The organism is Agrobacterium sp. NPDC058088, from assembly GCF_042885035.1.
In the GTDB taxonomy this organism is placed as follows: domain Bacteria; phylum Pseudomonadota; class Alphaproteobacteria; order Rhizobiales; family Rhizobiaceae; genus Agrobacterium.
On sequence record NZ_JBHVSU010000001.1, the window covers coordinates 516,361 to 535,934 of the forward strand.

Sequence of the window (19,574 nt, forward strand, 5' to 3'; positions counted from 1 at the left end):
GTTTTGTGGCAAAGGCAGATTAAGTAGCCTTAGCCAGAGAAAGCAGCCGCCGTGAGCGAAATCCGCCTTTATGTCACCACGACCGAAATCAAGGCCGGTGAAATCCTCGATCTCATGTCGGACTATTTCGGTGAAGAGGATGTCGCGATTGCTACCACCGAGGTGGATGAGAAGCGCGACATCTGGGAAGCTTCCGTCTATCTGATGGCCGAGCAGGAGGATGAGTTCCGCGAACGCATCAGCTCCTTGCTTGCTCCCGCATTTCCCGGTCTCGCCATCGAGAAGGAAATCGTTCCCGATGTCGATTGGATCGCCAAGTCGCTCGAGGGGCTGAAGCCGGTGCGGGCAGGGAGGTTCATCGTGCATGGCGCGCATGATCGCGACAAGGTGCGGGCGAACGATTTGGCAATCGAGATCGAGGCGGGACAGGCTTTCGGCACCGGTCATCACGGCACGACGGCCGGATGCCTTGAGATGATCGAGGAGGTTCTGCGTGCGCGCACCGTGCGCAATGCGCTCGATCTTGGCACCGGCAGCGGCGTTCTGGCGATTGCCGTGCGCAAGATGCGTCCCATTCCCGTACTTGCGACGGATATCGACCCTATCGCCGTCAAGGTGGCGAAGGAGAATGTGCGGCTGAACGGCATCGTCTCCGGGATGGCGCTGGAGACCGCGCCGGGCTTCCACTCGGATGCCTTTCGCAAGCATGGTCCGTTCGATCTCATCATCGCCAATATTCTGGCGCGGCCGCTCATCAAGATGGCGCCGCAGCTCGTGACGCATCTGGCGCCCGGAGGCACCGTCATCCTGTCCGGTATTCTCGCATCGCAGCGCTGGAAGGTGCTCTCCGCCTACAATGGCGCAAGGCTTTCCCATGTCCGCACCATTTGGCGCAATGGCTGGGTGACGCTTCATTTGCGCAAGGACTAGAGCGTTTCCGGTGAACACGGGTTCACCTCCAATGCTCTAATCTCTTGTTTTGACGCATTGTCCGGACGCAAAAGCGACCTCGCTTTTGCTGGAAATGCTCTAAGTTCTCGAAATATCTATTTCGGACAAAGAAAAGGCGGCGCTTTCGCGCCGCCTGGAGACCCGCGAGCATGGGAGGAGCTTGCTCAAGCGGATCGACGTATTCCTGTTCAGACGCGGTGGAGGGAGGATCGTCGCGCCTGATGTCATCAGAATACGTAGCTGGACTTTGCCTTGCGACGCAGATCGGCGCGGTTCATGCCAAGCGCTTCGAGCGACTTGTCGTCGAGGTTCAGAAGGGCGGCGTTGACATGACGGCTGACCTGACGCTCGCGTGCTTCAATGACGCGATCGAAGGCGGTGCGGAGGAAAGATTTTGCCATTGCTTCAAATCCTTGTTTGCCGGGAGAGTGTCTCTCTCGCTGTGCTGACCCTGATATAAGCGATGTGTTTTTGTTTGGTTAGGTGGGAAGCTTCACGGTAGGAATGCATAGGATGCATAGCATTCTCCCTTGAGTACGACTTATTCCGCACAAAATGCACAATTTATCGCCGCAATCCGCGCGGTCATATATGGCTTGAAAGCGCCTCCACCGGCATGGCATTGTTCTTCCTGACCGCCGGTCTGATCGCGCGGGCGACAGCTTTTCTCATGACAGTTCCTGAAAGACACCCATGTTCCAGACCTTCCAAAACAAATCTGCGCCGCAATATGGCAAGGCCCGCGTCGAGGCGCTGCGCGCCGGTTTCGATGCCCTTGGTATCGACGGATTTCTCGTGCCGCGCGCCGACGAATATCAGGGGGAATATGTGCCTGAGTGTGCCGAGCGCCTGTCCTGGCTGACCGGCTTTACCGGTTCGGCCGGCATTGCGCTGGTCACGCGTACGCAGGCGGTGGTGTTCGTCGACGGACGATACACGACGCAGCTCAAGTCTCAGGTCGATCAGTCGGTGTTTACTGGGGGTGATCTGGTGGGGGCGCCACCCTCCGTCTGGTTGTCGGAACATGCTCCACAGGGTTTCAGGCTTGGTATCGATCCATGGCTGCACACTGGGGCCGAGCTTAAGCGGCTGGAAAAGGCACTGGCCGGCAAAGGCGGTTCGGTCGTTCTTTTGGCAAAGAACCCGCTCGATGCTCTGTGGCAGGACCGTCCCGCCGAGCCGCTGGAACCCGTCGTCATCCAGCCTGAGGTCTTCACGGGCAAGCTCTCGAAGGAAAAGATCGCCGCGCTTGCGGAAACTGTCTCCGCCAAGGGCGCGGAAGCCCTGCTGGTCACCGATCCATCCTCCATCGCCTGGATTTTCAATATTCGCGGCAATGACGTGCCACACACGCCGCACCCGCTCGCCCGCGCCATTATTTATGCTGACGGCAGGGCGGATATTTTTCTCGATAAGCGCAAGACCGGCATCGAGACCGAGGCCTATCTGGCGCAACTCGCCACACAATTGCCGCCGTCAAACATCGCCGACCGTCTGCACGCCATTGCCAGTGCCAAGGGTCGGGTGATGGTCGATGCCGATCTGACGCCGGTGGCGTTGACGGGAGCGATAACGCTCGCGGGCGGCTCTCTGATTGAGGAGCCTGATCCTGTCCGTCTACCGCGGGCGCGCAAGAACGAGGCGGAGCTTGCCGGCTCGGCTGCCGCGCATGTGCAGGACGGTGCGGCCATGGTTGAATATCTCTGCTGGCTGGATAGCCAGCAGCCGGGCAGCGTCACCGAAATCGCTGCGGTGAAGGCGCTGGAGGCGGCGCGCGCCAAAGTGGGGCAGGCGATGCAGAACCCGCTGAAGGACGTGTCGTTCGATACGATTTCGGGCGCTGGCGAACATGCTGCCATCATCCATTATCGCGTTACGACGGATACGGACCGCACACTTGCCGATGGCGAGATGTTCCTCGTCGATTCCGGCGCGCAATATGTCAACGGCACCACCGATATCACCCGCACCGTTGCGATCGGCACGGTGCCGGAAGAGCAGAGGCGTTTCTTCACGCTGGTGCTGAAGGGCGTAATCGCCATCAGCGCCGCACGGTTTCCGAAGGGAACGCGTGGCTGCGATCTCGATCCGCTGGCGCGAATCGCGCTGTGGAAGGCAGGCGCCGATTACGCCCATGGCACGGGCCACGGTGTCGGCTCCTATCTCTCCGTGCATGAGGGGCCGCAGCGTATCTCGCGGCTTTCGACGCAGGAACTTTTGCCCGGCATGATCCTGTCGAACGAGCCGGGTTATTACCGTCCCGGCGCTTTCGGCATCCGTATCGAGAATCTGATCTATGTGCGTGAGGCGGAAGACGTGGCTGGAGGCGACCAGCCGATGCTTTCCTTCGAGACGCTGACCTGGTGCCCCATCGACCGCAGGCTGGTCGTCGTGTCCCTCCTGACCGACGAGGAACTCGACTGGCTGAATGCCTACCACCTCGGCGTTCTGGAGAAGCTTTCGCCGCTGATCACGGACGAAGAGGTTAAGGCGTGGCTGGTTGCCGCGACCGAGCCGCTGGAGCGGGCCGCCTAAAACAGCCCGAAATGCCTGATGGCGATGACGATGGCCCAGCCGATGGCGAGCATCGTCAGGCCGGGAAAGCGCAGGCAGACCACAAGGGCCGCCACCATGCCGATCTTCACCTCGTATCCGCCTTCGAAAAAGGCGGGTGCGACGAGCGTGGTCAGAACTGCTACGGGCACGGCGTTCAATCCCGCCTCCATGCGCGGCGGAATGGATTTCATTCGCGTCATCAGCACGTAACCGCCGACGCGGGTGAGGTAGGTGGCGATGGCGGCGAGCGCGATCAGGAAGAGGGTATCGGCGTGCAGCATGTCGCTCATGGCGTGTCCGCCCCGCTCTCGGAATTCAAGGTGTTATTCGGTTTCGGCGGATAGATGACCGCAACAAGAATTCCGACGACTGCGCCGAGGCTGACATGCCAGGGCGAGCCGACGAAGTGGTAGGCGACCGTCGCGCCAACCGCGCTTGCCAGCATCACCGGGTAGAAATTCTCCCGTTGGCGGAAGCTGAGGACCATGCCCATGAAATAGATCGGCAGCAGCACATCCAGGCCCATTGCTTTCGGGTCGCCGATGAGGTTGCCGAGCGATGCGCCGACAATGGTCATAGCGAGCCACAGCAGGTAAATCGGCGCTGCAAAGCCCATGTACCAGGAAAAATCCACGCGGCCGGTATTCTCATATTTCCGAACAGATTCGGCAAATTGCGGATCCACAAGGACAAAGAAGCCGGTAGCCTTCTGCAAAAACGACCAGTTCGAGATCATCCGGGCAATGGCAGCCGAATAGAGGATATGGCGGAAATTGACCGCGAAGACCGAAAGCACGATCAGCCAGGGGGCGACCTTCTGGCCGAACAGTTCGATACCAACGAGCTGGCTTGCGCCGGCATAAACGGTGCCGCTCATGATCGTGGCTTCGGTGATACTGAGGCCATTATCGACTGCGACCGCGCCGAACAGCGCACCGAAGGGAGCGGCGGAGAGGGCGATCGGAAAACCGCTCTTCAATCCCTCGCGAAAATCTGCATTGAACATGTCTGGAAACTCCTTGCCCGCCGCTCTATCGCCGCTCAGGCCGACTGGCAAACGAATTGCATGAATGGATCGATTGATTAACTTGAACCTTCCGTTACGGTAGTCCCGTCAGCGGGCGGACGAGGCATCGCCTTTTTCTCGCACGCCCCAACAGGCCAACCGTGGAAGATCAATGCTGGAAAAGCAGGAAAAGGCCGATCTGGCCGTACGTATCAGGGCTTATCTCGCCCGCGAGACAGAAGCCGAAATCGGCCTTTTGCAGGCAGAGATATTCGTCGATTTTCTGGCGGAGGAAATGGGATATGTGTTTTACAATCAGGGGCTCAAGGACGCCCATACGGCGATCTTGAGGCGTCTTGACGATGCTGCTGCTGATATCGACGTGCTGGAAAAGGCGAAGCCGCGCTAACGGCGCTCTCCTTTTTCATTCCTGTGCCCGTCACGGAAGTAACGAAAGTGGCAGGCTCAGTGTCCTCTAATCCCGCAATATGTCGCGGCTTTTGAGAATGACCGCGCCCTTTTCCCGCATCGTCGCAATCGCGCCCTCGATGCCTCGTGGGTCGATGCCGCGGCTGGCATCCTCGATGAAACGGACCTTCACATCAGGCAGCATGGAGAGGGCGTCGAGCACCGAAAAACTGACGCAATAATCGGTTGCCAGGCCGCAGATATCGAGTTGCGTCACGCCCTGGCGGGCCAGATAGTCGGCCAGTCCGGTCGTCGCCACCTGGTCATTGTCGCGAAAGGCGGAGTAGCTGTCGATGGCGGGGTTTTCACCCTTTTGCTGGATGTAGTCGAAGGCCTCCGCCTTCAGGTCAGGATGGAATTCCGCATCCGGCGTGCCCTGCACGCAATGGTCCGGCCACATCATCTGCGGTTTGCCGGAGAGTTCCCCCATGTCGAAGGGTTTCTTGCCGGGATGCTGCGAAGCGAAACTGCCGTGATTTTCCGGGTGCCAGTCCTGCGACGCGACGATGAGGTCGTAGCCGCCATTATCGATGAGGGCATTGGCGATGGGCACGATCTTGTCACCATCGGCAACGGCCAGATTGCCGCCCGGGCAAAACCCGTTCTGGATATCGATGAGCAGCAGTGCCTTCATGATGGCCTCCCTTTTTTCGCAGGATGCCAAGCAGGCTTTGGCGGATCAAGCCCCTTTCGACCTATGCGTCAGAGACAGGTGTTGCTGGCGGAAGCCGGCCTTGTCGCAGTCCTGCCGCATTTGCAGCAAATTTCCGGCCAAGTCGGAATTTACCTGACAAAGCGGCGACGGAAATTTTTAGGCCGATGACGCTCCTTTAAGGGGCATTTCCCGGGACGATGCAGTGCGGACGCACGCAGTACCCGCGCAAGTCATTGTTTTGCCTTCGCCTTACAATGCGCAGACCTTAACGAAATATTTTTGCAGGGACTCGTAAACACTTTGGTTACCATAATTCGTCATGCTTCGAACCAGTCGATTCCGAAACCGGCGTGGTGTCCGCCCGCTCTTCGGATGTCCAAAAATCCCTCCGGCGTCGGCCGGGTATGCGTGAACGGTTCGAGTAACGAGTATCATGGCGTTTTCTGCTGCGGCCTATAATGGTGCCGGCTTTGCCGGTTCGTCTTCCGCCAGGAGAGGTAAATCCTCTTCGCTTGGACGGATATCCGCGCTTCTCGGTGGCGGCGCCTTTGCCGGCCTTTTCGCCTTTGCTGCATTTGCCTCGCTGCACAGCATGGCGGCCGCGTCGCATGGTGTCGGGCAATTTGAAAAGACATTGGTCGCACGGCTCGATTCTGCTGAAACGGCAATCTCACGCACGGCTGCGCGGGATATTCACGTCCGCAAGTTTTCCCGCCTGAGCGACCACAGCCACGGTCAGCAGAAGGCCGTTCGCCTTGCCGGCGTCATGCCCGAAATCGGCGCGAAGGAGTTCGGCGAGCGCTTCGGTGCGGCCGCCAATGCCAAAGGGCAGGCGACGGTGAAGGAACTTGCCGCGCTGAAGCCTTCGGCAATCGTTGATTCGGCGTTGGGGCGTACCTCCGAGGTTGCCTATCAGAGTGCGGTTCCGCAGCATCCTGCATTTGAAGTGGCGCTGGCGCGGCCTCAGATCGAGGAAGAGGCAAGCAGTCTGCTTCCCGATGATGTGCCGCTGCCGAGTTTCCGACCTGAAGTCGCAACGGCTCAGGCGGTTGAACCGTCACCGCGTCCGGCCACACCTGCCAAGGCCGAGGTTGCTTCGGCGCCGGCCTTTGATGCGCCTGTTCCCCTTCGTGCACCTGCGCCGCCGAAGCAGAGCACCGGCGCCATGCTCGCCTTTGCAAAGCCCGACAATCCAATGCGTGAGCCGAGCAAGATGGATGCGGTTCCGTGGCCGGATCGCGGCAATGGCACGGCCATCTACGATATTTCTTCTGGCGTCGTGCACATGCCGAATGGCGAAAAGCTGGAAGCCCATTCCGGCATCGGCAAGATGCGCGACAATCCTGATTATGTGCATGTGAGAATGCGCGGCTCGACACCGCCTTCCAGCTACCGCCTGACGATGCGCGAGGCCCGGTTCCATGGCGTGGAAGCCATTCGTTTGACACCGGAAAATGGCGTCAACCCGCACGGCCGCGACGGCCTTCTCGCCCACACCTACATGCTGGCGAAACGCGGCGAATCAAACGGCTGCGTGGTGTTCCGCGACTATCCGCGCTTCCTTGCGGCCTTCAAGCGCGGCGAAATCAAGCGCATGGTGGTGGTGCCGAAGCTGAATGGAAACCGCCCGACGCTTGCCAGCAGTGGCGGCAAAAGCGGCGGCAAGACGCTGCTCGGCATGTTCTCGCGTGGCAGCGATTCCTGATTGCCTTCGATTTAGCGAAATGCCTAGCGGCGTCGGCGTTGCGTCAGAACCATGCCGGCGAGGATGAGCAGGATGCCAAGCGCGCTGGCCCAGATTTTCGGCGGATGATCGCTAAAGAGATCGAGCACGACGCCTGATACCATCTGGCCGCTGATGACCAGAAGTGCGGTATTGACGGCGCCGATGCGGGGGATGAGCCAGCTTCCCGAAGCGATGAAAACGACGCCGATTGGACCGCCGATGAACGCAAACCACGGGGCGTCGGCCGCGCCCGGCGGAATGAGGCCGCCGACGATCAGGCCGATGACGGTCAGCACGGCAAACCCGACGATGTGATTCCAGAAGGACGCGATCAGCGGGGAGTTGGACAGGCTGAGGCGGCCATTGATCTGGCGGCTCAGCGCCACGAAGACGCCGCCGGCAAAGGCCATGGCGATCCAGACAATCATGCGGCTCTCCCGACAAGGATGATGAGTGCGCTGCCGCAGAGAATGAGGGCCACCGCCGCCATATCCTGCAAATCCGGTCGCCGTTTTGGCAGCCCGAAGAGGCCGAAAAGATCAGCCAGCAGACTGAAGATCACCTGCCCACCAAGCCCGAGCGCAATGGTGCCGGAAAGCGCCAGGGGCGAATTGACGGCCGTGGAGGTGAGGATGACAATGGCAGCGCCCACCACCCCGCCGCAATAGGCCCAGAGCGGCGCCTTCGGTTTTGCCGGTGCCGCAGGGTCTTTTTTCGGGCGCATGATGGCGAGATAGATCAGCGCCGCCACCGTGCCGGTACCATGCGCGGTCCAGGAGGAAAACAGCGCATTGCCATAATGGGCAAGTTGACCGTTGAAATGCACCATCAGTGTCAGAAGACAACCGCTCGCGAAGGCGGCGGCGAGATGCAGCGGGTTCAGGCGTGGGTGAGTTGTTTCTGTCATATCGGACCGGATTTGGTTTTACGCTGGGAAGCGTTACCGCATCGGGGCCGGAATCAAAATCGAATTCTCCGCCTGTGCCTCGTTCACATGGGCGTGTCAGCGTTTGTCCGCTGACGTCTGAAGATTGCGGACCGGACCGGCATCCTTCGTCACTTTGGCGAAGAACTCGGTGATGAAGGCGGAAACACCCTCCGGATTCTCCCAGTGCGGATTGTGCCCGTGGTCTGGTAACGTCACGGTTTGCCCCACGGGGAAAGCTTCGGAAAGTTGCTGCCGATGTGATTCATCGAACAAGGGGTCTTCGGCACCGGCGAGGCAGAGCACCGGCGCGTTTATTTTGGACGCGCTGTAGTGCAGGTTTGTTTCAGCAAAGGCTTTCAAAACGCCGTGCCAGGTTGCGGCAGGCATGTTCGCGGCGTCGCATTTCATTCGGGAGAGGAATTCCTCGTCTACCGGACGCTTGCAGGAATACCAGTCACGCAAAAAACCGCCGGCCGGCCTGATTGGGTCGCGTAGCGCAAGGATATCCTTGGCAAGTTTGCTTTCGGTGCCGAAATCGGGCTCCAGCGTGCCAGAGAGAAGCGCAAGACCCTGAACGGCGGAAGAACGCCGCGCCGCCAGTTCGATTGCCGTCATCGCCCCCATGGAATGGCCGAGCACAAAGAAACGAGAGATGCCCATGAGCCTCAGAAAACGGTCGATCGTTTCCGCGAAATCCGCGACATGGAAACCATGTCCCACCGAGGATGCGCCGTGGCCGGGCAGATCAGGAGCGATCAGCCGGTACTCCTGGAAATAAGGTTCGATAAGGGAGAAACTGCGGCTGGTGTCGGAAAATCCGTGGAGCATCAGCAGTACCGGCCCCGGACCTCCCGTGTCGATGAACGCCATTCGGCGCTTGCGCGGCAATTCGACAAAACGCTTGCGCTTTTCCCAAGCATCCTGAGACGTCGCTGTCATAGGCCGAGCGCCACCTTGACGGCTGCGTGGCCATTTTGACCGTCGAAGGTGGAGACGTCCCTCAGCCACGTCTCAAGTCGGCCAGGTTCGGCCTTGATCGCCTGCGTGGCAGCATCGTCCGGGGAGAGGCCGCCGTTCATGATCAGGTCCATGCCCTTGTTTTCGTATTCCACATCGAATTGGAGATTCTGCAACAGTCTGGCGACGTTAGTGCATTCCTGCAGGTAGCCTCTGCGGACCTGTGTATCGACGGTGGCGGCGCCGAAATCAGGTCCATAAAACTTGTCGCCGCCCGTTAGATATTTGATGTCAAATCTGCTGTTCATGGGATGCGGCGCCCAGCCCTGGAAGACGATGAACCCCTTGTTGCGGTTAAGCCGCGCGACCTGGGAAAGCATGCCCTGTTCGCTGGATTCCACCACTTCCCAGTCCTTCAGGCCGAGTGCGGGGTCGTTAACGGCATCCAGCATCAACTGGTTCGAGCCGGGCTCGATGCCGTAAAGTTTCCTGTCGAACTTGTCTGCGAACTTCTGCAGGTCGGAAAAGTCCTTCACGCCAGCCTCCCACACATAGGTGGGCACGGCGAAGGTGTATTTGGCGCCCATGAGGTTGGTGCGGACCTTTTCGACCGAACCGTCCTCCTTATAGGGCTTGTAATAGTTGGTCATCGCCGGATCCCAGTAGCCCAGGAACACATCCAGATCCTTGCTCTTCAGGCTGGTATAGATGACGTCGATGCCGAGCAGCTGGCTCTGCGGTGCATAGCCCAGCGCCTTGAGAAGGGTCGAGGCGACGCCGGTCGTGAAGGCGAGATCGTTCCAGCCCGGTTCAGCCATTCTGACGATTTTGCAGGCTTCGGCATCAGCGGCAGAAGCGGCGCCTGCCCCTATCACGACCAGCGTCGCCGCCGAAAAAATTCTCACCCATCTTCTCATGAGGCGACCTTTTGTCTTAGCAGTCACTAAATTGACCCGTGGGACAATAATTGATCTTTCCGGAAACTTTGTCAATGTGTTCCTGCAAGGAGACTGAAATGCGACTCACTAAAATAAGCGATATCCGTCGGGCCGAGTTGAGACGGGCAGCATTCGAAGTGTTGCAGACAGAGGGGATGGCCGGCGCAACCCTCGAAAGGGTGGCGGCGCAGGCGGGCGCTTCCAAAGGCATTGTGCTGCATTATTTCGCGAGCAAGCAGGAGCTCTTCGAGCACGCAATGCGTGAGGCAAACCTGAAGCTGGCGGAAGTTGTCATCGCGCGCCTCAATCGTGCCTCCACCCCGAGGGAGAGGCTGGACGCCATTATCGAAGGGAACTTCGACGAGAGCTTTTTCCAGCCCTCTATCTGTCATGCCTGGCTTTCGCTTTGCGCGGAAGTTCCCCGCGAGCCGCAGCTTGCGCGAATCCAGAAGGTAATTCATGCACGGATGCGCTCAAATCTTCTCTCAGCATTGCGGCATATCGTGCCAGAGGAGGAATGCGAGCCCATTGCGCTGGGGATCACCACGCTGATCGACGGTCTGTGGCTGCGGTCGGGATTACAATCGGGCGGTCTGTCGCGAGAAGCGGCAATGGCGCAAATGCGCGACTACCTCTTACATCGTTTGCCTGATGCGGATTCTGCTCCCTGATTGCTGCGAGGCCGCAGGCAAGCGGCGGTTTCATGGAACCAGCTTCCTCCTGCCGCATTATTGCATCATGAAGAAAACGACCCGCAAACCATTGAACCGGATGACGATTTTCGTCATTTCGATCTTTATTCTCGCAGCCGTCATTGCAGCGGTCTACCTCGTGGGCTTCACGCCTGGCGAGGTGTGAACCGGGCGTTCAATTGCCGGCGGAAACAGCGTTCGTCTTGCCACCTTCCATTGCGACTTTTGCCTTTGCCACGAGCAGGCGGATGCCGCGCAACAGAAACCGGCTAGTCTCCAGATAGGCGCGATAGGGCAGGACCGTAAAATACCGCCAGCGCGGCAGACGGTAGATGCGCAGGTTGTTCTGAATCTGGCTTTCGCCATCCGCATCCTGCGTGGCGCAGAGCGGGTAGATGAAGGCTGCCTTCAGGCCGGAGAGATATTCGAGATCGAAGGCGATGTCATAGGCGAGCCGCATGGGAATGAGTTTCGATATCCATTTCCCGGCGCGGCGGTTGACGAGATAGGCGCCCGATCCTTTTTCCCTGGTGAGCGCGACTGCAAGCGATCGATCATTGGACAACGGGCGGAATGGGAATTTGCGGCCGTTGCTGACCGTCGTCAGCCGCAGAATATCCCAGTCGCTGCCGTTCAAAACCGCTTCATCAATGGCATCAAGAAAATCATCCTCGAAGACCACATCGTCCTCGAGAATGAGCGCGATATCGGCGTCGCCTTCCATGAATTTATTGGCACAGGCGACATGGCTGAGATAACAGCCGATTTCTGGCGGCGAGGTACGGCGACCATGCATGAGCATGTAGGAAATTTCGCTGAATTCCGGGATCGGATATTTCAGTTCGCGGCCGTTGACGCCGGCAATGCGCTCCGCCTTCAGCCCCAAGGCATCTAGGCGGGCATTCATATCGGCGAGGCGCTTTTTGGCGCTGTCCATATTGATCAGGAAAACCGCAAGCTTACGCTGGCTTTTCGGCAATATATGCAAAGCAGTCCTCACCCGGTTCTCACATCCCATTGCAACTCCTTTATTGCAATGGCGTGACGTGGGCTATGGGAAAAGCGGTCTTCAGGCACTCATAGTTGTCGAATCAAACCTTTTCCACAAATCCATCCAGCACCCGCTTCTGGCCGGCGCGGTCGAAGTCGATGGTGAGCTTGTTGCCCTCGATGGCAGCGATATTGCCATTGCCGAACTTGATGTGGAACACGCGGTCGCCGACGAAGAATTTCGAGGGCGTGTCGGCCACGGATTTGGCCACCAGTTCGCCATCTATGGTGCGGGTGCGCGGGCCGCTTTCGCCATAGCCGATGCGTTCCACGGCGTGACCGGAGCGGGTGCCCCAGTTATCGCGGGTGGCGTCGCTGCGGTTCTGCTGCGCGCGTTTCCAGCCGGGGGTGGAGTAGGTGTTGGCGAAGGGATCTGCCTTATCGAAACGTGATTGTCCGTAGCCGCCACGCCCGCCATACCCGCCGTAATTGCTGTCGGACGCCGCCACATCGACATGAGCGGGCGGCAGTTCGTCGAGGAAACGCGAGGGCAGGGTGGATTGCCAAAGCCCATGAATGCGCCGGTTCGAGACAAACCAGATATGGCAGAGTTTCTTGGCACGGGTGATGCCGACATAGGCAAGACGACGTTCTTCCTCGAGACCGGAGCGGCCGCCTTCATCCAGCGCCCGCTGGTGCGGAAACAGGCCTTCTTCCCAGCCGGGCAGGAAGACGGTGTCGAATTCCAGACCCTTGGCGGAATGCAGCGTCATGATGGAGACGGCATCGAGGTTTTCGTTCTGCTCGGCATCCATGACAAGTGCAACATGCTCGAGGAAACCGCGCATGCTTTCAAAGGCTTCCATCGAGCGGATGAGTTCCTTCAGGTTCTCAAGGCGCCCTGGCGCTTCGGCCGTCTTGTCGGCCTGCCACATGGCGGTATAGCCGCTTTCGTCGAGAATCTGCTCGGCAAGCGTGGTGTGTTCGGTGTTTTCCAGCAGGCCCTGCCAGCGGCGAAAATCCTGCACCACATCAAAGAGTGCCTTGCGCGCCTTCGGCTTCAGCTCGTCAGTCTCGATGATGTCGGCCGCTGCCGCGAGCATCGGAATGTCACGCGCGCGCGCATAATCATGTAGATTGCGGATCGTCGTATCGCCAAGGCCGCGCTTCGGCGTATTGACGATCCGCTCGAAGGCGAGATCGTCAGCCGGCTGGCAGACGAGGCGGAAATAGGCCATGGCATCGCGGATTTCGAGGCGCTCATAAAAGCGCGGGCCGCCGATGACGCGGTAATTGAGGCCGAGCGTGACAAAACGGTCTTCGAATTCGCGCATCTGGAAGGAGGCGCGAACGAGGATCGCCATGTCATTCAGCAGGTGACCCTTGCGCTGAAGCTGCTCGATCTCTTCGCCGACCGCGCGGGCTTCCTCCTCGGAATCCCAGGCAGCATGCACCACGACCTTTTCGTCGTCAGGGCTGCTGCGCTCGGTGAACAGCGTCTTGCCCAGACGCCCCTCGTTATGTGCAATGAGATGGCCGGCGGCGCCGAGAATATGTTCGGTGGAACGGTAGTTGCGCTCCAGTTTGATGACCTTGGCGCCGGGGAAATCCTTGTCGAAGCGCAGGATGTTGTCCACTTCGGCGCCGCGCCAGCCATAGATCGATTGGTCATCGTCACCCACGCAGCAGACGTTCTGCGGCTCGCCCTTGGCGCGCTGGGCCAAGAGCCGCAGCCACATATATTGCGCCGTGTTGGTGTCCTGATATTCGTCCACCAGAATGTAACGGAACTTCTGGTGATACTCCTTGAGAATATCCGTATGGCGGCGGAAGATGCTGATCGGGTGCATCAGGAGATCGCCGAAGTCGCAGGCATTCAGCGTTTTCAGCCGGTTCTGATAGGCAGTGTAGAGTTCGCGGCCCTTGCCATTGGCGAAGGCGCGGCTATCGCCCTCCGGAATATCCGGCGGTGTCAGGCCCTTGTTCTTCCAGCCGTCGATCATGCCGGCGAACTGTTTTGCCGGCCAGCGCTTGTCATCGAGACCTTCGGCCTGGATGAGCTGCTTGATCAGCCGCACCACGTCATCCGTATCGAGAATGGTGAAATCCGATTTGAGACCAACGAGTTCGGCGTGACGACGCAACAGTTTGACGCCAATTGAGTGGAACGTGCCGAGCCAGGGCATGCCCTCGACCGCGCCGCCGACGAGAACGCCGATACGTTCCTTCATCTCGCGTGCGGCCTTGTTGGTGAAGGTCACGGCGAGGATCTGGCTGGGATAGGCGCGGCCGGTGGCGAGAATATGGGCGATGCGGGTCGTCAGAACGCGGGTCTTGCCGGTGCCGGCGCCGGCGAGGACGAGAACCGGTCCGTCCAGGGTTTCCACTGCGTCGCGCTGTTCCGGGTTGAGGCCGGAAAGATAATCGGGTGCGGCACGCGTTTGATCGCGCGCAGCCATGGCGCGGGCGGCGATGCCAAGCCCACCGCCGTTGTCCGAAGGGGCATTTTTCGTCGCCCTGCGCGGTGCCACGGGTTCTTCATCGAAGAACGGCATATCGTCAAAACTGTTGCTCATGCGGCCCAATGTAGTGATTCGGGATATAAAGGCTAGAACCGCGTTCTGCTTTTATTCCGGTATCGCCGCTCAAAACGCCTATTCCAAGGCATTATTTCGGGTTCATGTCCTCTGGTCGGCATCAAAAGCGGCATCAACGGGCACTTGCAGAGCCACGGCAAGCTGATTGGTCTTGGCGGCAAGCGCGATAATCCGCATCAGATCGGCATGCTGTTCATTCGTCATGCCCTTGGCTTTTGCGGCCGCCGTGTGGGAATGGGCGCAATAGGAGCAGCCATTGGTTACGGACACTGCGATATAAAGCATTTCCTTTACGAGTGGATCGAGCGCCGAAGGTGTCGCCATCACCGCCTTGACCTCAGCCCATGTCCTTTCCAGAAGATCAGGATCGAAGGCGAGATAAAGCCACATATTGTTGATGAAGTCCGATTTGCGGGTGGTGCGGATATCATCGAATACCGCTTTGACACGCGGATCGGCTTCGGGATTTCGTGTTTTCGTGATGGTGCTCATGGCTTCCTCCGGCTCATTTCCTGCCGGCAGATTATCGCCTTGAAGAATATTTGCGATAAAAATGGCTTTCTTCGTGCGTTCGACGAGAATCCATCACAAATTACAATTACGTAAGAAACGGATTTGTGCGTTGCCTCGTTCTAAGCGAGCGGGAATAGTGCTGGTGTCCCTAAGTTTGCGCTTCAGGGCTCATTTATGCTGATATTATCAACCGGAGAACTATATGCGGGTCTGGAAACAGGTGGGTGTCAGTCTGGCCGTGGTGGGGGCAGGTCTCTGTCTCTGGGGTTTTTATTCGCCTGACGCCCGCACTATGCTTGCCAGCGTCGGACTTGCAAAACCGGCGCCCGGCGCTGTTGAAGTCGCAGCAGCGGGCTCGTCGGGTGGCCAGAATGGCAATGGCGCGCGCCGCAATTCCAATGCCACGCTTGTCGTGACGGCCCCTGTGAAGCGCGGCGTTGTCAACGATCGTCTCAACGCCATCGGCAACGGTCAGGCTATTCAGTCGGTTGTGGTCATGCCGCAGGTATCCGGCACGCTTTCTGAAATCCGCACCTCGTCCGGCCAGCGCGTCGTGAAGGGCCAGGTATTGGCACGTCTGGATGACGATGAACAATTGATAGAGCGGGACAAGGCCCAGGTGGCGCTGCGCAGCGCTGTCGAAAAATCCAATTCCTACAAAAACCTCAAATCCGTTGCCCGCCTCGACGTGCTTGATGCGCAGATCGCAGAGGAGGCAGCAAAGCTTGCGCTCAGCACTGCGGAGCTCAATTTGAAGCGGCGCGATATCGTAGCGCCGATCAATGGCGTTGCCGGTATCGTTGCCGCCAATATCGGGGATAACGTTACGACACAGTCTACCATCGTCAGCATCGATGACCGGTCTGAGATCCTCGTCAACTTCTGGGCGCCGGAGCGTTTTGCAACGGCAATCAAGATCGGCATGCCCGTCGAAGCGACCTCCATTTCGCGGCCTGGCGAAACCTTCACCGGCGAGGTCGAGGCTGTCGACAACCGCGTGGATGAGGCGAGCCGTACCATTCGCATCCGCGCAAAATTTGGAAATGAAAAGGATGAGCTGAGGGCTGGCATGTCCTTCGGCGTTACAATGCGTTTTGCCGGCGAAACTTATGCATCCGTCGATCCGCTGGCCGTGCAATGGGATGCGGAAGGCTCCTATGTCTGGCGTGTCGTAGACAACAAGTCGAACAAGGTGCGGGTGCAGATCGTGCAGCGCAACCCGGACGCCGTGCTGGTGAAAGCCGAGCTGGCGGACGGCGAGTCTGTTGTCATTGAAGGATTGCAGCGCGTCAGGGAAGGCGGCGCTGTCCGCGTCGGTAATGCGCCGAAGGCCGAGGAGGTTGCCAGCCAATGACGCAGTCGCCCTCCGGTCAGGATTCCAAACTTGCCTTCACCGCGCTTTTCGTGCGCCGGCCGATTTTGGCGGCGGTTCTCAACACGCTGCTGGTCGTCGCCGGTCTTGCCGCGCTGGTTGGCGTCGAAGTGCGCGAATTGCCTGATGTCGACCGGCCGTCGATCAGTGTCAGAACCACCTATGAGGGGGCGGCGCCAGAAACGATTGACCAGGAAGTAACGCAGACCATCGAGGGTGCGGTGGCGCGTGTCAGCGGCATCAAGTCCATCGCTTCCAGCTCGCAATTCGGCACCAGCCGCGTAACGATGGAATTCGGCGACAATGTCGATATGGCCGTTGCCGCCAATGATGTGCGCGATGCCATCGGCCGCATCACCAATCAGTTGCCCGACGATGCCGACGAGCCGCAGATCATCAAGGCGGATTCCGACAGCCAGCCGATCATGCGTCTTGCCGTCACATCCTCCACGCTCAGCATGGAAGACCTGACCAAGCTGGTGGATGACGAGATCATCGACCGTCTGGCTGCCGTCGATGGTGTGGCGGACGTGGAGCTTTACGGCGATCAGGAAAAGGTCTTTCGCGTAGACCTCAATCAGGCGGCACTCGCCAGCCGTGGTTTGACGGTGACCGACGTTTCCAATGCACTGGCAAGTGCGGCGCTGGATGTGCCTGCGGGATCGCTGAAAAGCACGACGCAGGATATCGTCGTGCGCGCTACGGCGAGCCTGACGAAGCCCGAGGATTTCTCCAATCTTCTTATCAAGAACAATATCCGCCTGCGCGATGTGGCGACCGTCATGCTCGGAGCTGATGATGAATCCACCTCGTTGCGTTCCAATGGCGTGCAGGGTGTCGGTCTCGGTGTCATCCGTCAGGCGCAGTCCAACACGCTCAATATTTCAACGGGCGTGAAAGCCGCCGTTGATGCCATGCAGGCCAATCTGCCTGAGGGCACGCGTATCGTCGTCACCAGCGATGACGCCGTCTTCATTGAAGGCGCGCTGCACGAGGTTGAGCTGGCGCTCGGTCTGTCGGCGATTATCGTCGTAGTCGTGTTGTATCTCTTCCTTCGCGACTGGCGCGCCACCCTCATTCCGGCGATCACCATGCCGGTGGCGCTGATCGGCACCATTATCGCCATCTACATGGTCGGCTTCTCGGTCAATATTCTGACGCTGCTCGCCATCGTTCTGGCGACCGGTCTGGTGGTCGACGACGCCATCGTTGTGCTGGAAAATATTGTGCGCCGCCGCGCGGAGGGTATGGGGCCGCGGGCCGCCGCCGTTCTCGGCACGCAGGAAGTCTTCTTTGCCGTCATTGCAACGACGGCGACGCTTGCTGCCGTCTTCATTCCGCTTTCCTTCCTGCCCGGCCAGCTTGGCGGTCTGTTCCGCGAATTCGGTTTCGTGCTGGCCTTCGCCGTGGGCCTGTCTTCCATCGTGGCGCTGACGCTCTGCCCGATGCTCGCGTCCCGCATGTTGAAGGAGGGGCTGAAAGAGCCGACGGGTCCGCTTGCGTGGTTTGGCAATGTTTTTGCTGCCACCTATAAATCGACGCTGTCCGCCTGCCTCAACAATCCGCTGATCGTCATCATCGTGGCGCTGATCTTTTCCGGCCTGTCGTGGATCGCCTTCGGCATGATCCAGAACGAGCTGACGCCGCGCGAGGACCGCGCCTCGATCATGATGCGGGTTACTGCACCGCAGGGCGTGAGCCTCGAATATACCCGTGACCAGCTGCAACGTATCGAGGAAAATCTGCAGCCGCTGCGCGATAGCGGTGAAATCCGCAATATCTATTCCATAACCGGCATGAACGGTTCCTCCAATACAGGTTTCATGGTGCTGACGCTGGCGCCTTGGGCCGACCGCGAGCGCACCCAGAACCAGATCGCCGCTGATGTGACTTCCGCTGCCAACAAGGTTCCGGCTCTGCGCGGAAGCGCGATGCAGCCGAACAGCCTGCGTATCCGCGGCGCCGGCAACGGTTTGCAGATGGCCATGGTTGGCAGCAACTATGCGGCGCTGACCGAGGCGACGCAGAAATTGCTGCTTTCCATGGAAGAGAGCGGGCTGTTCGAGACACCACGCTTGGACAACGAGCCCAATCAGGCGCAGCTTTCCGTCTCCATCGACCGCGAGCGGGCCTCCGATCTTGGTATCGACATCACCGGCCTCTCGCGAGCCATGCAGTCCCTTCTGGAAGGGCGCTCAATCGTTGATGTCTTCGTGAATGGCGATGCCATCCCGGTGCGGCTCCTGTCCTCCACCCGGCCGATCAACGATCCGACCGATCTCGAAAACGTCTTCCTGAAAACCGGTGATGGCAAAATCGTGCCGATGTCGGTCATCGCCTCGCTCAAGGAAAATGCGGTCGCACCGCAATTGAACCGTGAGCAGCAGCTTCCCTCCGTCGGCTTCACGGCCAATCTGAAAGACGGTGTGTCGCTCGGGCAGGCCCTGGAGAAGGTGAACGAGCTGGCGCAATCAGTGATGCCATCAGGCGCCCGCCTGTTGCCGCTGGGTGAAGCGGCGACGCTGGAAGAAAATTCGAGCGGCATGTTGCTGACCTTTGGTTTTGCCATCGCCATCATCTTCCTCGTGCTCGCCGCGCAGTTTGAAAGCGTGCTGAGTTCGATCATCATCATGTCGACAGTGCCGCTCGGCCTTGCCTGCGCCGTCATCGCGCTGCTCGTCACCGGCTCCAGCCTCAATGTGTATAGCCAGATCGGTCTCGTGCTGCTTGTCGGCGTCATGGCCAAGAACGGCATTCTCATCGTTGAGTTCGCCAACCATCTGCGCGATCAGGGAGCGACCGTGCGCGAGGCCATCGAAAAGGCCACCAGCATCCGCCTGCGCCCGGTCATGATGACCATGATCGCCACCATTCTCGGCGGCGTGCCGCTGGTGTTGGCGCAGGGGGCGGGTGCGGAAGCGCGCATCGCGCTCGGCTGGGTTATCGTCGGCGGTCTCGGTTTTGCAACGCTGGTGACGCTCTACATCACGCCGGTCTCCTACCTGCTGATTGCCCGCTTTGCCAAACCGCAGGCGGATGAGGAAATCCGCCTCCACCGCGAACTGGAACTTGCCGCCCGCCGCAAGGCGCTGGAGGAAGACAAGCCGTTGCTCGCGGCGGAGTAGGGTTGGCGCCAAACCGCATCCGATGCAATCGCGATGCTGGACAAAGCGTTAACCTTATCCCATACCACCTGACGAAATTTCGTAACGGATCGAATCCGTT

Annotated in this window: 18 protein-coding genes; 7 read left to right on the plus strand and 11 right to left on the minus strand. The window is 59.3% G+C overall.

Features of this window, described 5'->3' with window-relative positions; translation table 11 throughout:
• Positions 1 to 51 precede the first annotated feature (51 nt).
• The gene (locus tag ACFVTJ_RS02480; RefSeq protein WP_386904349.1) at positions 52 to 930 is read left to right on the plus strand and encodes a 50S ribosomal protein L11 methyltransferase; all 879 of its coding nucleotides are present in this window, start codon (positions 52 to 54) and stop codon (positions 928 to 930) included.
• Between the two features lie 248 nt (positions 931 to 1,178).
• Here the strand turns inward: ACFVTJ_RS02480 and ACFVTJ_RS02485 are convergent, their stop codons facing one another.
• Complete coding sequence (locus tag ACFVTJ_RS02485; RefSeq protein WP_269709416.1) at positions 1,179 to 1,352, minus strand: hypothetical protein; 174 nt, start codon at positions 1,350 to 1,352, stop codon at positions 1,179 to 1,181.
• 292 nt (positions 1,353 to 1,644) lie between these two features.
• Between ACFVTJ_RS02485 and ACFVTJ_RS02490 the strand changes: the two genes are divergently transcribed.
• Positions 1,645 to 3,486, plus strand: coding sequence for an aminopeptidase P family protein (locus tag ACFVTJ_RS02490; protein WP_386904351.1), 1,842 nt, complete (start codon positions 1,645 to 1,647; stop codon positions 3,484 to 3,486).
• On the opposite strand, the gene ACFVTJ_RS02495 is transcribed toward ACFVTJ_RS02490, so the two are convergent.
• Both ACFVTJ_RS02495 and ACFVTJ_RS02500 read right to left on the minus strand, forming a co-directional pair.
• Complete coding sequence (locus tag ACFVTJ_RS02495; protein ID WP_386904353.1) at positions 3,483 to 3,797, minus strand: AzlD family protein; 315 nt, start codon at positions 3,795 to 3,797, stop codon at positions 3,483 to 3,485. The genes ACFVTJ_RS02490 and ACFVTJ_RS02495 overlap by 4 nt on opposite strands.
• Positions 3,794 to 4,513 (minus strand): AzlC family ABC transporter permease, encoded by a 720-nt coding sequence (locus tag ACFVTJ_RS02500; RefSeq protein WP_386904355.1) that lies wholly within the window; start codon positions 4,511 to 4,513, stop codon positions 3,794 to 3,796. Before ACFVTJ_RS02500 ends, ACFVTJ_RS02495 begins: the two co-directional genes overlap by 4 nt.
• Before the next feature lie 172 nt (positions 4,514 to 4,685).
• Here ACFVTJ_RS02500 and ACFVTJ_RS02505 point away from each other — a divergent pair, with 172 nt between their 5' ends.
• Positions 4,686 to 4,922, plus strand: a complete 237-nt coding sequence (locus tag ACFVTJ_RS02505) for a DUF2164 domain-containing protein (RefSeq protein WP_386904357.1) — start codon at positions 4,686 to 4,688, stop codon at positions 4,920 to 4,922.
• Positions 4,923 to 4,988: 66 nt separating this feature from the next.
• Here the strand turns inward: ACFVTJ_RS02505 and pncA are convergent, their stop codons facing one another.
• A complete protein-coding gene (gene pncA / locus ACFVTJ_RS02510) occupies positions 4,989 to 5,615 on the minus strand; it encodes a bifunctional nicotinamidase/pyrazinamidase (RefSeq protein ID WP_386904359.1) in 627 nt (208 codons plus the stop codon).
• A gap of 454 nt (positions 5,616 to 6,069) precedes the next feature.
• Here pncA and ACFVTJ_RS02515 point away from each other — a divergent pair, with 454 nt between their 5' ends.
• Complete coding sequence (locus tag ACFVTJ_RS02515) at positions 6,070 to 7,341, plus strand: tlde1 domain-containing protein (RefSeq protein WP_386904360.1); 1,272 nt, start codon at positions 6,070 to 6,072, stop codon at positions 7,339 to 7,341.
• A 23-nt stretch (positions 7,342 to 7,364) separates the two neighbouring features.
• Here the strand turns inward: ACFVTJ_RS02515 and ACFVTJ_RS02520 are convergent, their stop codons facing one another.
• From ACFVTJ_RS02520 to choX, 4 genes are all read right to left on the minus strand, one after another.
• Positions 7,365 to 7,790 carry a DMT family transporter gene (locus ACFVTJ_RS02520; RefSeq protein ID WP_386904362.1) on the minus strand — a complete coding sequence of 142 codons (426 nt, stop codon included), beginning with the start codon at positions 7,788 to 7,790 and terminating at the stop codon, positions 7,365 to 7,367.
• On the minus strand, positions 7,787 to 8,269 hold the full coding sequence (locus ACFVTJ_RS02525; protein ID WP_386904364.1) for a DMT family transporter: 483 nt from the start codon (positions 8,267 to 8,269) through the stop codon (positions 7,787 to 7,789). The genes ACFVTJ_RS02520 and ACFVTJ_RS02525 overlap by 4 nt, the downstream gene beginning before the upstream one ends.
• A 96-nt stretch (positions 8,270 to 8,365) precedes the next feature.
• Positions 8,366 to 9,229 carry an alpha/beta fold hydrolase gene (locus ACFVTJ_RS02530; protein WP_386904366.1) on the minus strand — a complete coding sequence of 288 codons (864 nt, stop codon included), beginning with the start codon at positions 9,227 to 9,229 and terminating at the stop codon, positions 8,366 to 8,368.
• Complete coding sequence (gene choX / locus ACFVTJ_RS02535; protein ID WP_386904368.1) at positions 9,226 to 10,164, minus strand: choline ABC transporter substrate-binding protein; 939 nt, start codon at positions 10,162 to 10,164, stop codon at positions 9,226 to 9,228. The genes ACFVTJ_RS02530 and choX overlap by 4 nt, the downstream gene beginning before the upstream one ends.
• A gap of 98 nt (positions 10,165 to 10,262) precedes the next feature.
• Here choX and betI point away from each other — a divergent pair, with 98 nt between their 5' ends.
• Positions 10,263 to 10,856 (plus strand): choline-responsive transcriptional repressor BetI, encoded by a 594-nt coding sequence (betI, locus tag ACFVTJ_RS02540; RefSeq protein WP_386905253.1) that lies wholly within the window; start codon positions 10,263 to 10,265, stop codon positions 10,854 to 10,856.
• A 196-nt stretch (positions 10,857 to 11,052) separates the two neighbouring features.
• On the opposite strand, the gene ACFVTJ_RS02545 is transcribed toward betI, so the two are convergent.
• The 3 genes from ACFVTJ_RS02545 to ACFVTJ_RS02555 all read right to left on the minus strand — a co-directional run bounded on the left by ACFVTJ_RS02545 (position 11,053) and on the right by ACFVTJ_RS02555 (position 14,956).
• Positions 11,053 to 11,865 (minus strand): glycosyltransferase family 25 protein, encoded by an 813-nt coding sequence (locus ACFVTJ_RS02545; RefSeq protein ID WP_386905255.1) that lies wholly within the window; start codon positions 11,863 to 11,865, stop codon positions 11,053 to 11,055.
• 103 nt (positions 11,866 to 11,968) lie between these two features.
• Positions 11,969 to 14,443 (minus strand): ATP-dependent helicase, encoded by a 2,475-nt coding sequence (locus ACFVTJ_RS02550; protein WP_386904370.1) that lies wholly within the window; start codon positions 14,441 to 14,443, stop codon positions 11,969 to 11,971.
• 102 nt (positions 14,444 to 14,545) lie between these two features.
• A complete protein-coding gene (locus ACFVTJ_RS02555) occupies positions 14,546 to 14,956 on the minus strand; it encodes a carboxymuconolactone decarboxylase family protein (protein WP_386904372.1) in 411 nt (136 codons plus the stop codon).
• A gap of 223 nt (positions 14,957 to 15,179) precedes the next feature.
• On the opposite strand from ACFVTJ_RS02555, the gene ACFVTJ_RS02560 reads away from it, so the two are divergent.
• Both ACFVTJ_RS02560 and ACFVTJ_RS02565 read left to right on the plus strand, forming a co-directional pair.
• Positions 15,180 to 16,331, plus strand: a complete 1,152-nt coding sequence (locus ACFVTJ_RS02560) for an efflux RND transporter periplasmic adaptor subunit (protein ID WP_386904373.1) — start codon at positions 15,180 to 15,182, stop codon at positions 16,329 to 16,331.
• The gene (locus tag ACFVTJ_RS02565) at positions 16,328 to 19,474 is read left to right on the plus strand and encodes an efflux RND transporter permease subunit (protein WP_386904375.1); all 3,147 of its coding nucleotides are present in this window, start codon (positions 16,328 to 16,330) and stop codon (positions 19,472 to 19,474) included. Before ACFVTJ_RS02560 ends, ACFVTJ_RS02565 begins: the two co-directional genes overlap by 4 nt.
• Positions 19,475 to 19,574: the final 100 nt, after the last annotated feature.

Coding starts and splice junctions, on each gene's coding strand:
- ACFVTJ_RS02485 (WP_269709416.1), bottom strand. CDS start 1,352: ATGGCAAAATCTTTCCTCCGCACCGCCTTCGATCGCGTCATTGAAGCA.
- ACFVTJ_RS02565 (WP_386904375.1), top strand. CDS start 16,328: ATGACGCAGTCGCCCTCCGGTCAGGATTCCAAACTTGCCTTCACCGCG.
- pncA (WP_386904359.1), bottom strand. CDS start 5,615: ATGAAGGCACTGCTGCTCATCGATATCCAGAACGGGTTTTGCCCGGGC.
- ACFVTJ_RS02530 (WP_386904366.1), bottom strand. CDS start 9,229: ATGACAGCGACGTCTCAGGATGCTTGGGAAAAGCGCAAGCGTTTTGTC.
- ACFVTJ_RS02525 (WP_386904364.1), bottom strand. CDS start 8,269: ATGACAGAAACAACTCACCCACGCCTGAACCCGCTGCATCTCGCCGCC.
- betI (WP_386905253.1), top strand. CDS start 10,263: ATGCGACTCACTAAAATAAGCGATATCCGTCGGGCCGAGTTGAGACGG.
- ACFVTJ_RS02550 (WP_386904370.1), bottom strand. CDS start 14,443: ATGAGCAACAGTTTTGACGATATGCCGTTCTTCGATGAAGAACCCGTG.
- ACFVTJ_RS02490 (WP_386904351.1), top strand. CDS start 1,645: ATGTTCCAGACCTTCCAAAACAAATCTGCGCCGCAATATGGCAAGGCC.
- choX (WP_386904368.1), bottom strand. CDS start 10,164: ATGAGAAGATGGGTGAGAATTTTTTCGGCGGCGACGCTGGTCGTGATA.
- ACFVTJ_RS02560 (WP_386904373.1), top strand. CDS start 15,180: ATGCGGGTCTGGAAACAGGTGGGTGTCAGTCTGGCCGTGGTGGGGGCA.
- ACFVTJ_RS02500 (WP_386904355.1), bottom strand. CDS start 4,513: ATGTTCAATGCAGATTTTCGCGAGGGATTGAAGAGCGGTTTTCCGATC.
- ACFVTJ_RS02515 (WP_386904360.1), top strand. CDS start 6,070: ATGGCGTTTTCTGCTGCGGCCTATAATGGTGCCGGCTTTGCCGGTTCG.
- ACFVTJ_RS02555 (WP_386904372.1), bottom strand. CDS start 14,956: ATGAGCACCATCACGAAAACACGAAATCCCGAAGCCGATCCGCGTGTC.
- ACFVTJ_RS02505 (WP_386904357.1), top strand. CDS start 4,686: ATGCTGGAAAAGCAGGAAAAGGCCGATCTGGCCGTACGTATCAGGGCT.
- ACFVTJ_RS02495 (WP_386904353.1), bottom strand. CDS start 3,797: ATGAGCGACATGCTGCACGCCGATACCCTCTTCCTGATCGCGCTCGCC.
- ACFVTJ_RS02520 (WP_386904362.1), bottom strand. CDS start 7,790: ATGATTGTCTGGATCGCCATGGCCTTTGCCGGCGGCGTCTTCGTGGCG.